The 13,493-nt window shown below is 41.7% G+C and carries 12 protein-coding genes and 2 pseudogenes; 7 read left to right on the forward strand and 7 right to left on the reverse strand.

Translation table 11 applies throughout. The features are described from left to right. Positions 1 to 46: 46 nt before the first annotated feature. The gene (locus CV014_RS13885; protein ID WP_236142573.1) at positions 47 to 1,135 is read right to left on the reverse strand and encodes a serine/threonine-protein kinase; all 1,089 of its coding nucleotides are present in this window, start codon (positions 1,133 to 1,135) and stop codon (positions 47 to 49) included. Between the two features lie 279 nt (positions 1,136 to 1,414). Between CV014_RS13885 and CV014_RS13890 the strand changes: the two genes are divergently transcribed. Further along, entirely contained in the window at positions 1,415 to 1,624 is a 210-nt protein-coding gene (locus CV014_RS13890; protein WP_236142574.1) for a hypothetical protein, read from the forward strand. A 96-nt stretch (positions 1,625 to 1,720) separates the two neighbouring features. Continuing rightward, positions 1,721 to 2,662 carry a LysR family transcriptional regulator gene (locus tag CV014_RS13895; protein WP_236142575.1) on the forward strand — a complete coding sequence of 314 codons (942 nt, stop codon included), beginning with the start codon at positions 1,721 to 1,723 and terminating at the stop codon, positions 2,660 to 2,662. Positions 2,663 to 2,949: 287 nt separating this feature from the next. On the opposite strand, the gene CV014_RS13900 is transcribed toward CV014_RS13895, so the two are convergent. Next, positions 2,950 to 3,904 (reverse strand): IS630 family transposase gene (locus CV014_RS13900; protein ID WP_236140973.1). Its coding sequence is split into 2 segments (ribosomal slippage): positions 2,950 to 3,562 and positions 3,561 to 3,904, totalling 957 coding nucleotides; the frame shifts between segments, so codons are not numbered across the junction. A gap of 434 nt (positions 3,905 to 4,338) precedes the next feature. Between CV014_RS13900 and CV014_RS13905 the strand changes: the two are divergent. Both CV014_RS13905 and CV014_RS13910 read left to right on the forward strand, forming a co-directional pair. Beyond that, positions 4,339 to 6,215, forward strand: a pseudogene (locus CV014_RS13905) (iron uptake porin). A 151-nt stretch (positions 6,216 to 6,366) separates the two neighbouring features. After that, positions 6,367 to 7,404 carry an anthranilate phosphoribosyltransferase family protein gene (locus tag CV014_RS13910; RefSeq protein WP_236142576.1) on the forward strand — a complete coding sequence of 346 codons (1,038 nt, stop codon included), beginning with the start codon at positions 6,367 to 6,369 and terminating at the stop codon, positions 7,402 to 7,404. Between the two features lie 133 nt (positions 7,405 to 7,537). Here CV014_RS13910 and CV014_RS13915 read toward each other — a convergent pair whose 3' ends face one another. Then, on the reverse strand, positions 7,538 to 8,437 hold the full coding sequence (locus CV014_RS13915) for an alpha/beta fold hydrolase (protein ID WP_236142577.1): 900 nt from the start codon (positions 8,435 to 8,437) through the stop codon (positions 7,538 to 7,540). A 482-nt stretch (positions 8,438 to 8,919) separates the two neighbouring features. Here CV014_RS13915 and CV014_RS13920 point away from each other — a divergent pair, with 482 nt between their 5' ends. Together CV014_RS13920 and CV014_RS13925 are read left to right on the forward strand one after the other, a co-directional pair. Beyond that, positions 8,920 to 9,522 carry a hypothetical protein gene (locus tag CV014_RS13920; protein WP_236142578.1) on the forward strand — a complete coding sequence of 201 codons (603 nt, stop codon included), beginning with the start codon at positions 8,920 to 8,922 and terminating at the stop codon, positions 9,520 to 9,522. Positions 9,523 to 9,967: 445 nt separating this feature from the next. Further along, complete coding sequence (locus CV014_RS13925) at positions 9,968 to 10,729, forward strand: armadillo-type fold-containing protein (RefSeq protein ID WP_236142579.1); 762 nt, start codon at positions 9,968 to 9,970, stop codon at positions 10,727 to 10,729. Here CV014_RS13925 and CV014_RS30035 read toward each other — a convergent pair. The 4 genes from CV014_RS30035 to CV014_RS13940 form a co-directional block, all read right to left on the reverse strand. Beyond that, complete coding sequence (locus CV014_RS30035; protein ID WP_268964686.1) at positions 10,726 to 10,851, reverse strand: hypothetical protein; 126 nt, start codon at positions 10,849 to 10,851, stop codon at positions 10,726 to 10,728. The two genes, CV014_RS13925 and CV014_RS30035, sit on opposite strands and share 4 nt — an antisense overlap. Before the next feature lie 16 nt (positions 10,852 to 10,867). Then, positions 10,868 to 11,623 carry a cell division ATP-binding protein FtsE gene (gene ftsE / locus CV014_RS13930; protein WP_236142580.1) on the reverse strand — a complete coding sequence of 252 codons (756 nt, stop codon included), beginning with the start codon at positions 11,621 to 11,623 and terminating at the stop codon, positions 10,868 to 10,870. Between the two features lie 67 nt (positions 11,624 to 11,690). Beyond that, on the reverse strand, positions 11,691 to 11,972 hold the full coding sequence (locus CV014_RS13935; protein WP_236142581.1) for a hypothetical protein: 282 nt from the start codon (positions 11,970 to 11,972) through the stop codon (positions 11,691 to 11,693). After that, the gene (locus CV014_RS13940) at positions 11,962 to 12,714 is read right to left on the reverse strand and encodes a WecB/TagA/CpsF family glycosyltransferase (protein ID WP_236142582.1); all 753 of its coding nucleotides are present in this window, start codon (positions 12,712 to 12,714) and stop codon (positions 11,962 to 11,964) included. Before CV014_RS13940 ends, CV014_RS13935 begins: the two co-directional genes overlap by 11 nt. Before the next feature lie 365 nt (positions 12,715 to 13,079). Here CV014_RS13940 and CV014_RS13945 point away from each other — a divergent pair. Then, positions 13,080 to 13,493 (forward strand): annotated as a pseudogene (locus CV014_RS13945) (response regulator); the annotation flags it as partial.

Raw genomic sequence — 13,493 nt, forward strand, 5'->3', positions numbered from 1 at the left:
ACAAGGTAGATTTGAACTCAATGCCCTATGCCCTATGCCCCATGCCCTAATATATTCTTTGAGACTGTCTAGCTTGTTGTTTGGCTTGTTGTTTAGCTTCCTGTCTAGCTTTCCATTCCCGAATCGCGATCGCAGTTCTGGCTATGGGCGGTATATATTCTTGAGTAGTGGGTTTTGGCTGTGGACGTTGATTTCTGATTGGTTGGGTAGTCAAGCAGTTAGCTAGGTGTGGGATATCTTTTTCCGCCCTCAACGCCCTAGTTACATCACTGGCTTTCTGAAATCTCTCTCTGAGGGAAAACTTCAACATCTTATTTAAGATGCGAGTAAAGCTATCACTCACCTGCACATATTTATACCAGCACACTTCCCCAGTCTGGGTTTCATGTTCCATATCTAAGGGATTTTTGCCTGTTAATAAATAAACGCAAGTCATACCCACAGCATAAATATCGCTGGCGTATACCGGATGTAGAGATAATTGTTCTGGGGGTGCAAAGCCCATTGTCCCAACAAAATTAGTGTTTAAGCTGGGATTATGCGAATCATTAACTACATCCAGCAAGTTTTCCTTGACTGCACCAAAATCTATCAATACTATGCGCTGATCATCTGCACAGCGCAGGATATTTAAGGGTTTAATATCGCGGTGAATGACTTGATGTTGTTCTAAATATTGTAAAACTGGCAATACGTCCTGTAAAAACTGTTTGACTTCAGTTTCCGTCTTGACACCATTTTTTCTGATTTCTTGCGCTAAATTCCAACCCTGGACGTATTCCTGGACTAAATATAATTCCCCGTTACCTTCAAAGTAATCTAGCAACATGGGAATTTGAGAATGACTACCCAGTTGGGCCAAAGTTTTTGCTTCCTTGGCAAACCGCTTACAAGCATTCTGCCAGGCTTTTTTACTAGTAACCTTCGGGCAGAGTTGTTTAATTACACACTGGGGGTTTCCTGGTAATACTGCATCTTGGGCAACAAAAGTTATACCAAAACCACCCCTACCTAAAATCCGTAATATTTGGTAGCGATCGCGAAATAATTTATCAGAACCACACATTTGAGCTAGTTTATTTCTCTCTAGTCCGTAATCACGTATGTTTGTGTTGTTATCAGGAAAACGGTTCATTGCTCGAATGTGGGTGTCTTTTGGTGTTACCAATATAACTATATTTTTTCGATAATGGTAGTATCATTACGGCTTCTTTGCAAAATCCTGATTTTAGGGACACAATAAACACCAACTTTTTAAGTAAAGCTTGATGTGATGTTTATGAATTTCTTCTGAAGCCATACCGAATCCCTTGAAAAATCGTGAATTTATTGGATAAATTACGCAAAAAATTTGAGTTGTAAATGTTTCAGTATTATTACGGGTAACTGGGGACTGGGGATTGGGGATTAGGGATTGGGGACTGGGAATTTTAGATTTTGGATTTTGGATTTTAGATTGAATCCAATCCATAAAGATGCTTCTGCGTCGCTAACGCTACGCTATCGTCAAGTCAAAATCCAAATATTGAAATGCTGGGGGCTGGAAGGTGGAAAAGCTGAACAAGGTAGATTTTTACTCTCCTTCACAATGCCCAATGCCCCATGCCCAATGCCCCAATCCTAATAAAGAAACCAAAAGCTGTAACAAGCTCTACCAAATTCAAAGTCAAAATCCGTTAACTTAAATAGAGCCATAAATGTAATTCAGGCTACATATCCCATGCGACTAGAGCAGTTGCAAGCGTTTTTAGCGATCGCCCAAACTGGTAGCTTTCAAAAAGCAGCCCAAAAATGTGGTGTAACTCAATCTACTATTAGCCGCCAAATTCAGTCTTTGGAGGCTGATTTGGGTTTGGAGTTGTTTCACCGGACAAATCAAGCCAAGTTAACTTTAGGTGGTGAACGCTTGTTACCTCGCGCCCGGAAAATTTGCCAAGAGTGGGAAACGGCGACTCAAGAGTTGACAGATTTAATCGCCGGAAAGCAGCCGGAATTGTGTATTGCGGCGATTCATTCGCTGTGTGGTTCTTATTTACCGCCGATATTACAGAAATTTTGTCGTGATTATCCCGATGTACAGTTGCGGGTGACATCTTTGGGGAGCGATCGCGCCTTAAAAGTCCTCAAAGATGGTTTAGTAGATTTAGCGATCGTTATGAATAATCGCTTTCTCACTACCGGGCGAGAAATGGTAGTAGAAGTCCTTTATGATGAACCCATAGAACTGTTAACCGCCGCTAATCATCCCCTCGCTCAATATGAATTTGTCCCTTGGTCAGAAGTAGTACGTTATCCCCAAGTAGTATTTAAAGATGGCTACGGGATGCAGCGTCTTATCCAAGAAAAATTTGAACGCCTAGAAGCTAATCTGCAAGCCGCTTTAGAAGTCAACACCCTAGACGCATTTCGCGGTGTCGTCCGTCAAGGTGAATTGATCGCCTTACTTCCCACATCTGCATTAGTCGAAGCCCGCCTTGACTCCACCTTAGCGGTTCGTCCTTTAGCTACCGGTGGCGCATTGTCTGATAATTCTACCCTCTCTCGGCGTGTCGTCATGGTTACAACACAAGACCGCTTGCAAATTCCCCCAATACAACATTTTTGGCAACTTGTGCGCGACAATATCCGCCAACAGTTTGAACAACAGCAAGAAGCATCTTAAGAGTCACAGGGTAAGTAATTCAAGGTTTGTAGTGTGAACTTTAGTTCACGGCGTTGCATAAATGCGGGATGAATTAAGCTTTTCTAGCAAAGTAAATTACTGATTTTTTGCGCCTTTGCGCCTACCCTTCTCCTTCCCTGCGGGACGCTACGCGAACGGAGACGCTAACGCGAACGGGTTCCGCTTTAGCGGTATGCGCGAAACATAAATCATCCCATTAATCAGCAACGCCTAGTTCACAAGAAAGGACTAAAGTCCTTACTACGAACTGAATCCTATAGCCTTTCTCAGTCTAGTGAAGTACAATAACAACAATGAGTAAACCAATTAAAAATATCATCTAAAGAGACTTGGCTAAAAGCAGTTTCAATTGCTATTACTAAATCTGGATAACTCCTAGCACCGATAGAACGGAGTGCATTCTTAATCTTTGACCAACAATTTTCAATGGGTGAAAAATCAGGAGAATACGGTGGTAAATAAATCAACTTAGCTCCAGCAGATTCGATGAGTTTTTCAATATCCCCACCTTTATGAATTGAGCAATTGTCCATGATTACATAATCACCTTTCTTCAGTTTCGGAACTAGTTTTTGCGAAATATAAGCCTCAAATGTTAGACCATCAGTCGCTCCTAAAATACTGTATTGGCTAACGACTCCTCTCAAACCAATTGCACCAATTATCGAAACATTTTTACTACGTTTTTGCGGTCTTTGACCATGCGCTCTTTCACCTTTTTTGGCACGAGCAGACTGTCTGTCCAAAGATAGATTCGCTCCGGCTTCATCTAGAAATATCAGCTTTTGGGCTGGTATTCCTCGTATTTGTAGCCAAAACTGTAATCTTAACGATTGAACTCTTGGAGTATCTTTTTCTGCGGCGTGCAATGTTTTTTTTTAAGCTAATTTCCATCCTCTTTAACATTCTGTCTACTGTCGAAATTCCAATGGTTATTCCTGTTTTTTGTTTGAGTAGCTCCCGAATTTCTGATAAAGTGGCATCATTTTTGGCTTCTACTATTTCCTGAAGCACATTCAATTGCTGAGAGTTTAGCTTTGGTGGCGTTTGTTGTGTTCTGACTTTCGGTGCGATATTTCCTGTTTCTCTATACTGTTTCAGTAATTTCTCTATAAATCCTAAAGTTACACCAAATCTTTCTGCTAACTTTCGTTGTGATATTCCATCTTTTAAATATGTATCCAGTATCTTTTGACGCAAATCGAGGGAATATGCTTTCATTTTTACCCTAGACTAGTATGTACAGCTTTATTTGCTCAATTGTACTTCAGCAGACTGGGAAAGGCTATAATAGTTTTTCATTACTTAACATAAGTTGTTTTTTTCCAGTCGTTGTACTTGAAATCAGAAATTGAACCAGCCACAGCAACATTTTCCGCACATATCATAAAAATGTATTCATTTAACCATGATTTAAATAATGGAAACTATAGAAACTATCAATAGTTTCGCTTGTTAATTATCTCTCAAAATAGTATTTACTATTAGTTAATACTTGCATTATTAACCAATGCTTTGATAAGTGAATTTAGCAAAAATCCTGTATAAATAATCAAGGAAAAACTTAACTAGATTAACTTGATCAACGGACTTTAGATTTACTTATCAGTAACATTAAATCAGGCTTTTTGACTGCATACATCTTGGAATCAATCATGAACAAACATCTACTAGCTTCTTCTGGGGGAGTAATTTTATTATGCCTAATTTCTGGCGTTTTGCCCGTTAAAGCCATCACTAACGCAGAGCTTAACGACCAAAAATTAGCTAACACTAAAGATGGTATAAATAAAACTAATTCAGAAACAATTCTTGCTGATGAATTACTACTAACAGATAATACTAATCAGCAAGACTTATCTTCAGCAAAAGCACAACAAAACAATGCAGATACAAAATTAGACTCTCCGACTAATTCTGCACAAACTCAGCAAACATCAGACGCATTTGCACAAGTCACATCTGTATCTCAATTATCTGATGTACAACCCACTGACTGGGCGTTTCAAGCCTTACAATCTCTAGTTGAGCGTTACGGTTGTATTGCAGGATATCCAAATTTGACCTATCGTGGCGATCGCGCCATGACTCGTTATGAATTCGCCGCCGGTTTAAATGCTTGTTTAGAGCGCATCAATGAATTGATAGCCACTGCAACTGCGGATTTAGTTAAAAAAGAAGATTTAGCCACCTTGCAAAAACTGCAAGAACAATTTGCGGCAGAATTGGCAACATTGAGAGGTCGAGTAGATGCCTTAGAAGGTCGAACTGCACAACTAGAAGCCAATCAGTTTTCTACTACTACTAAACTCAGTGGAGAAGTAATTATTGCTGCTCTTGCTGCTACCGGTGGTGCGTCTGGGAGAAGTGACCCCAACCCCATCTTAGTGAATCGAGTGCGGTTAAATCTGACCACTAGCTTCACAGGGAAAGATTTATTAATTACCGGTTTACAAGCTCACAATTTTTTAGGCGGAGTAAGTGGTCAAGGTAGCTTACAAAATAGTTTAGGATTATCTTCTGATTTACTCAGTGCTAGTAGTGCGCGGACTAGTTTCGAGCCACAATTTCCAGGACTTAATGTCAAAGATTTGTCTAATGTTGGGGCAAATAATCTTGAACTTTATAAATTGCTCTATATCTTCCCCGTTAGCAATAAATTAACCTTGTTTGCGGGGACTGCGGCTGAAACATCCGATGCTTTTCCAGCAATTACACCCTTTTATGGTGAAGGACAAGAATCCATTTCCCGTTTTGGCGGATTAAACCCTGTATTACGCGTCTCTGGGGGAACTTCTGGTTCTGGTTTAGCATCGGCGGCTGGATTTATTTACAGCATTTCTCCAAGTCTGGATTTTAGAGCTTTATATGGCAGTGTCAATGCCAATCTCCCAGAAAAATCTCCCAATGAAGTCGCCCCAGACGTTTCTAATACACCATTAGGTGGCGGCTTATTTAGTGGTAGTAGTGTAATTGCTGCTCAATTAACCTTCAAACCTAGTCGTGATTTAGATATTGGTTTAAATTACTCCCATAGCTATCACGAAATCAATATTTTAGGCACAGGATTAATCAGAAATGATATCGGTGCTTTAGCTGGCGTACCTTTGGGAACACCAGTCCAACTTAATTCTGTTGGGGGACGGTAACTTGGCGATTCTCTCCCCAAATAGCCTTATCTGGTTATGGCGCAGCGTTATTTGTGGATGATTCCTCAAATAGTGTAGACGCTTCCACTAATTTTACTAGCTGGATGGTAGGGGTTCACTTTAGAGATTTATTTAAACAGGGAAATGCGGCGGGGATTCTTTTTGGTCAACCACTCCACCGTGTTGACGCTAGTGGAGAAGCTTCACTCACCCCAGAAGGTGAAAATCGGGCGACTCCTTACCACCTAGAAGCCTATTATCGCCTGAAAGTTAGCGATAATGTCAGTATTACCCCAGGGGCGTTTGTTTTATTCAACCCAGAAGGTAATAGCAATAATGACACCACAACTGTAGGCGTATTACGTACAACTTTCACCTTTTAACAACATAGATGAGATTCTATTTCATCTATAGTTTCAGCAACAGCGATCGCCTGCTTAAAGCTATGATTAGTCAAATGTCTACTGTCAATAGTACCCAGTATCAAGCTTGACTATTGACTGTTGACCATTGACTGTTGACCATCTACGTTTTATGAGCATTGTATTCAGGGATCTGCTGAAAAAAGTAGGCAGTGGCAATCATACCAGCGAGAGTTTAACTCGTGCAGAAACTGCCACCGCCACTAAAATGATGTTATTGGGTGAAGCTACACCAGCCCAAATTGGTGCGTTTTTGATTGCCCATCGCATCAAACGTCCCACAGGTGAAGAATTAGCGGGAATGTTAGATGCTTATGAGGAACTAGGGCCAAAACTGTCGGCAATTACCTCTACACACCCAGTTATGGTACTTGGTCAACCCTATGATGGCAGAACCAGAACAGCACCCATCAGCCCCATCATAGCCCTGATACTAGCCACAGCAGGTCAACCAGTCATTATGCACGGCGGCGATCGCCTCCCCACCAAATACGGTTTACCATTAGTAGAAATTTGGCAAGGTTTAGGAGTCGATTGGACTAGCCTCTCACTAGCAAACACCCAAGCCATCCTAGAGAAAACAGGCATTGGTTTTGTATATACACCAAAGCATTTTCCCTTAACTAACAGTATTTGGGAATACCGTGACCAGTTAGGTAAACGTCCACCCTTTGCCACAATGGAATTAATTTGGTGTCCCTACGCTGGTGAAACTCATCTTGTAACAGGGTTTGTCCATCCACCCACAGAAGGGATGTTTCAGACAGCCTTGGGACTACGAGGAGTAACAAAGTTTACCTTAGTTAAAGGACTAGAAGGCAGTTGTGATTTACCACGCGATCGCACCGCTATTATCGCCTTATCTCAACCACCCCAAGACATAGAAAGATTACTACTTTCACCCCATGATTACGGCTTCACCACCAAAAATGTACCCCTAAACACCACCACAGAACTACTAGACCAGATGCAGGAAGTATTGGCGGGAAAACCCAACGAACTCATGCAAACAGCCCTATGGAATGGCGGATTTTACCTCTGGCGCAGTGGAATTTGTAGCAATATGCAAGCTGGTATAGTTAAAGCCAAAGAATTACTGACTACTGGTGCAGTTGCGGAGAAATTGCGGGAATTAGTCAATAGTCATTAGGGACTGGGGACTGGGGACTGGGGACTGGGGACTGGGGACTGGGGACTAGGGAATAGGGATAGACAAGGTGGATAAGGTAGAGAAGGTAAACATTACTTCAATGCCCAATGCCCCATGCCCCATGCCCCATGCCCTATTCATTCAGCAATCCTAAAAATCGGCGAATTAGACCGATGGTGACAGATGGTAGTTCTAATTGTGGTGTTAAACCTACGTCTTCTAGAGGTTGAAACGCGCGGATGGCTTGGGGATTTTTCTCTGCTAGGCGGCGGCCTATATCTGGCCCCGTAAATTGGGACTTTTGACCCCAAATAATGGCGGTGGGAGTAAGCAATTGTTGAATGTAGAGTGATAAATCAAAGCACAAATCACCCCTCACAAAAGATAAGGCTGCATACTCAGCATTATGTTGTTGGGCTGATGTGAGATAGGCTTGCACAATCTCTTCGTAAACCCTGCTAGATTGGGCAAATTGTCGCTGTTCTAGAAAACTCCGAATACCGCCGCTAGTAGCAATCCCTGTGCTGTATAGTAAGCGGTCAACAATCGGCACACTGACAATTTGAGCAAACAAGCTGCGGGAATAGTCTTCACCAAAATCCGAAAGTCCCGCAGGTGTCACCAGAATTAGCGATTTGAATAAATTGGGGTGGGTAATCGCCACTCTGATTGTAAATGCGGCTGTCAGGGAAGAGGCGATCGCACTCACCGGTTCTGTACAAGTCTGCTCAAAAAATTCCCGAATCGTCGTCAAATAATCATCAATCGTATAGTTTCTCGCTGGATGTTCAGATTGACCCCACCCAATTAAATCAGGTGCGAGAATGCGATATTCCGCCGCAAAAGCTGGATAAACCTTTGACCACTCATAAGCAGAAGAACCGCCACCAAAGCCATGTAAAAACACTAAAGTTTCTTTTCCAGTCTTTTTAGAGGTGTTTTCTTGCCAAAGTGCGCCAGTGGCGGTGTAGTACGCCATTTTCCCCAGCGATGTCATGATTGAACGTTGTTCAAATCCCTGTGGTTGAATCATAGTTTTTAGTCAATAGTCAATAGTCAACAGTCAATAGGGATGGGTTTTGACTTTCCCAATCACCAATTCCCAGTCCCCAGCGATGCACTGAGCTTGTCGAAGTGTCCCCAGTCCCCAGTCCCCAATCCCCATCCATTATCTTTAAACAATCATTTTCTAACCTCTGGCTAGCGTCAGATTAAGTAGATGTAAAATCACCAGTTTACTTGTAAAGATTCAGTATTTATTTTTTCGGTCTAAAAGTTTATTTTGCCTAAAAACACCATATGGCAAGGTTTCCTTAGTTTTAATTTTGGTAAATAGTATTACTTAGACAATACTTGGCAGTGGGTTTTTTGTGATAGTCTACAGAAAACTTACGGATAGTTTTGTTATTCTTAAAAGAGTGAAAGCGTTCGTTAAGGACGGCTGTACATCATCAGCACCAAGGGTTAAGGCGATCGCTGTGGTGTATCTAGCTCAGAATAGTGTTTCTCTGGTTAATGGTAAGGTGGGAAATTGTGGGTAAGCAGGTAACTCTCCAATCAGCGCAAGTGTCACAACTTGAACCCGACATATGTAGAATCGAACAGTCTGATGTACAGAATCAAATCATAGCTTCAGCCAAGCGCAGTCAATTAGAAGAAGCGACTGCACACTTTACTGTAGACGTACCGACTTGTATCTGTTTGAACCTAGAAGATTTAAAATGCTTTGAAGTGGTTGAGCATCAATACGAGCAATGGGGTGTAATTTTTCAGAACTCCATCGCCATACAACCTTCTAACCCTGCCTTTCCTACCAAACTAGGATCAACAGTATTAATGGGTTCTCCCAAAGGTGGATTTTTAGAAGCCACTTTCTTACAACCTGTCAACTGGGTGAGTGCGAGTGTCACCAGCTCACAACGATTAGTGCTTTCAGCTTATGATAGCGATCGCCAATTACTCTGCCAAAGTATTCTACCTAGCGCAAATCTAGCCAACTCCGATTCGTCCTTATCCCCGAACATCCTATTGTCTGTTGCTGCTAAAAATATTCACTCCATCACCTTCTGCGCTTTCGATGGTCAATTTACCATTGATGAATTTCGTTTTTGTCTTTAAACAACTAGAAAGTGGCGTAGGGAAACACACTTTGATTATGTGGCAGTAAAATCTGCTTCTGACTATACTTAAGTGCCTAAGAATACATTCAATATTATTTTTATACCCAAAACTCAAAAATTCGGTAGTAAAACCTGTTTTTCTGACTTCAGCACCGATAAGCTTATGGAGTAATATTGATATTCGATTTATATTACTGAGTAAAGGTAAAGTGACCAGGTAGGATATGCTGAAATTTTCAGCTTTCTTTGACCCTCCGAATTTTAGATTTTAAATTCTGCGGCAAGTCTGTAAGACTAGCTGTGCTGTGTCTGCTAAGTTGGCGCAACCTCTTGTAGAGAAGATAGTCAATCTAAAATCCACAATCTAAAATTGCTTGACTGGCTAACTTCACCATACTGAGTGCAATCCATATGTATATTTTGTAAGTAGGTAGGTAAACACTGTGGCAAAGGCTGTATATTCTTGGCAGCAATTGATCAACCAGATACCTGAGAGGCTGCTTCCAGAGTTGAAAACCAAAGCCACTAAGCAACGAACTATGCAACGTCTCTCGGAACCAGGAGCAATTCTCGGTTTTTTGACATTGCTTGTTGCCATGCTGTTGTGGAATTGGAAATTACTGTTAGCATTGCTAGTTGGGATTAGCATCATGTTAATAGTCCACTCAATGCACAAATGGCATTACCAATTACCTTGGGAAGAAATCAAGAAATTTCTCAACAGTCCCAACCGTCAGTTAATCTTAGCTGTCAGCAGTGGTGGAATCGCTACCCTCAGCACCTATATGGCGGCAGCAATTTGGGCTGATTCTCATAGTCATTGGATAGCGGCTGGAACTATTGTCCAAGGTCTAGGAACTTTATTAACTTTAATTTTATTAGTCTGGCAGATTATCAATTTTTATAGCCATCGTGAAGCAGACAACTTTGAGAAATTGCTACTCGATCTCACAGAAACAGACGCAATCAAACGTTTAATAGCCGTTCGTCGCTTAACTAAAATAGTCAACCGTCATAAACTTGACCCTGCACTACAGCAAGATATCGTCCAATGTTTACATTTTCTCTTGAGCAGAGAAGAAGAAACCGCAATTCGGGAAGCAGCCTTTGAGAGTTTACAAACTTTCGAGCGATCGCAATCATCTACGCCCTTACCAACTCTCAGGCCTTTAGTAACTAAAGTCAAGGAACGAGCTTCTATTTAGGGGTGTAAGGGTGTAACGGTGTAAGGGTGTAAGGGTGTAAGGGCGAAGTTCAAAACTATGCCCAATGCCCAATGCCCAATGCCCAATGCCCAATGCCCAATGCCCAATGCCCGATTCCCCATTCCCCATGCCCCAATATTATTTACCCTTTTTAATTGATTGCCTATATAGTTTACCGTTACGAACTTGTACCACTGGTTGATTACACCTACGTACTAATTGTTCGTCGTGTGTAGTGACAATCACAGTTGCCCCAAAGGAATTTAATTTTTGCAGAATTTGCATCACCTGCCAGGAGTTATCAGGATCAAGATTACCTGTAGGTTCGTCAGCTAACAGTAGAGGAGGTGTCCCTACAATTGCCCGTGCAATACTGACTCGCTGTTGTTCACCGCCAGAAAGTTGATCAGGAAAACAATCAGCTTTAGAAAGTAACCCTACCAGTTTCAATGTAGGTTCTAAGCGGCGTTGAATTTCCTTGCGAGTGTAACCTTGTGCTTGCAAAACAAACATGACATTTTCTGACACTGTGCGCTGAGGAATCAGTTTATAGTCTTGAAACACAATGCCAATTTTGCGTCGTAATAATGATAAGCGATCGCCCCGCAAATCAGAAACATTGCAATCACTCACAATTACTTCTCCCTGTGTAGGCAACTCTTCACCATACAAAAGCTTTAACAGCGTTGACTTACCCGAACCACTAGGGCCAGTAATAAATAAAAATTCCTTCTTTTTTACCTCTAAACTGACATCTAGTAAAGCAGGACAGCCGTTACCATAAGTTTTAGTCACAGACCGTAACTGTACTATGTGACCATCACCACCATCGAGATGTTGCTGTTCGCCATCCTGAGAATTTTCAGTAGTTAAGGGCGTTGTTAATACAGGCATTGATTAATGCTACTTTTGACTAATGACTGTTGACTAAAAACAATGATTCCCAAGAAATACTTAGGAATCACAAATCTGACACAGAAAATTCAAAATTTTTCGCACCCTTTAGGTTAGGGAGTGCTGAGTGCTGAGTGCTGAGTGCTGAGTGCTGAGTGCTGAGTGCTGAGTGCTGAGTGCTGAGTGCTGAGTGCTGAGTGCTGAGTGCTGAGTGCTGAGTGCTGAGTAATGAGTAGTCAGTGGTGGGTTGAGAAATAAACTCTACCTTGTCTACCTTGTCCCAATCCCCAATCCCCAGTCCCCAGTCCCCAGTCCCCAATCCCCAGTCCCCAATCCCCTCAAGCCGCACTCTTAGCTGTCAAGTGATAAATACAGGCTTTCACTGCAAACTGCGGCAAAGCTAACATCCGCCGCCAACGCCAAGGCTCTTGATACAGTCGATATAGCCATTCCAAATTGTTATCAGCCAACCACGATGGCGCACGAGATTTTGTCCCTGACCAAATATCGAAGCTTCCACCTACACCAATCCAAATAGAATGGGGACACAAATGGCGGTTTTGGGAAATCCATAATTCTTGGCGTGGTACTCCTAAACCTACCAAAATTATCTGCGGTTGCAGTTGGGCTAGGGTTTGTTTTAGTTGTTGTTCTTCTTCGGGAGTGTGGTAGCCAGAATGAGTACCAGCTATATTCAAACCAGGACTTTTTTGTAGCCAAAACTCGGCTGCTGTTGCGGCTACTCCAGGTGCGCCACCATAGAAAAATACTGTTTTGTCTGTCTGTTGTTGTCCAACGGCACATAACAGCTTTTCAGCCAATTCAATTCCTGGACAACGATTAACTTTTTGCCACAGTAGCCAACGTAAATATAAAACTACTCCTGCACCATCTGGAATGACTAAATCCGCACTTTTAATGATTTTTGCTAAAGTGGGATTTTGCTGTGCTTGCATGGTCATTTCTGCATTCAGGGTGATGACATGAGTGCCTTGGTTGTTTTGCCAGCAATCTAGCAACCAACTGGGATAGTTATCTATCACATGGACAGGCATTCCCAAAACTGAAAACTCTTTAGGGGCTTGAAACATAGCCTTTCTCTTAATTAAATTAGTCTCACACCAGATGATCTAGAACGATAGTTTATCAAATTTTTTAATAGGGTGTCTGGCAGTTTCTGAGCAAAATCCAACCAGCTAAAACACTGATCTGCGGAAAACTCACCTATGGGTATTGTCATTTTTGTTAGCCGCAGCAGGTTATAAAAACAGCTTATAATTCATCAAAAGGTCGTGATCATTGCCAAAATGGATAAGAATTCCATCAAGTTGAGATGAGTAGATACTTAGTAACAAGTATATTATTGGCAGACACAATTATTTACACAGTATTTATCTAAGTCTTGTCCGTAAACTCAGTTTTAAAGTTAAGGTAGCGTAACGGGTAGAAGTTAAATATGAGTAAAATTCGGATTGCGCTGATTGAGGATCATGACCTGACTCGTGTAGGTATTCGTACAGCTTTATCGCAAAGGGAAGGAATAGAAGTTGTAGGAGAAGCTGCTAATGCGGCTGAAGGATTGAATATGTTAAAAATGGTACAACCTGATATTGCAATTGTCGATATTGGTTTACCTGATAAAGATGGCATTGAATTAACACGGGAGTTAAAAGCCACAGCTAATGGCAAAGAGCTAGAAACAAAAGTGCTAATTCTTACACTTCAGGATAATAAGGAGGCTGTTTTAGCTGCTTTTGCGGCTGGGGCTGACTCTTACTGTATGAAGATGTTAAGTTTGATAACTTATTGGAAGCTGTCAGGGTTACTTACAATGGCAACGCTTGGATTGATCCCGCGATCGCCAGAATTG

Source organism: Nostoc sp. CMAA1605, from assembly GCF_021596505.1.
Classification (GTDB): domain Bacteria; phylum Cyanobacteriota; class Cyanobacteriia; order Cyanobacteriales; family Nostocaceae; genus Trichormus.

Coding starts and splice junctions, on each gene's coding strand:
- CV014_RS13885 (WP_236142573.1), bottom strand. CDS start 1,135: ATGAACCGTTTTCCTGATAACAACACAAACATACGTGATTACGGACTA.
- CV014_RS13895 (WP_236142575.1), top strand. CDS start 1,721: ATGCGACTAGAGCAGTTGCAAGCGTTTTTAGCGATCGCCCAAACTGGT.
- CV014_RS13910 (WP_236142576.1), top strand. CDS start 6,367: ATGAGCATTGTATTCAGGGATCTGCTGAAAAAAGTAGGCAGTGGCAAT.
- CV014_RS13915 (WP_236142577.1), bottom strand. CDS start 8,437: ATGATTCAACCACAGGGATTTGAACAACGTTCAATCATGACATCGCTG.
- CV014_RS13920 (WP_236142578.1), top strand. CDS start 8,920: ATGGTAAGGTGGGAAATTGTGGGTAAGCAGGTAACTCTCCAATCAGCG.
- CV014_RS30035 (WP_268964686.1), bottom strand. CDS start 10,851: ATGGGGAATCGGGCATTGGGCATTGGGCATTGGGCATTGGGCATTGGG.
- ftsE (WP_236142580.1), bottom strand. CDS start 11,623: ATGCCTGTATTAACAACGCCCTTAACTACTGAAAATTCTCAGGATGGC.
- CV014_RS13940 (WP_236142582.1), bottom strand. CDS start 12,714: ATGTTTCAAGCCCCTAAAGAGTTTTCAGTTTTGGGAATGCCTGTCCAT.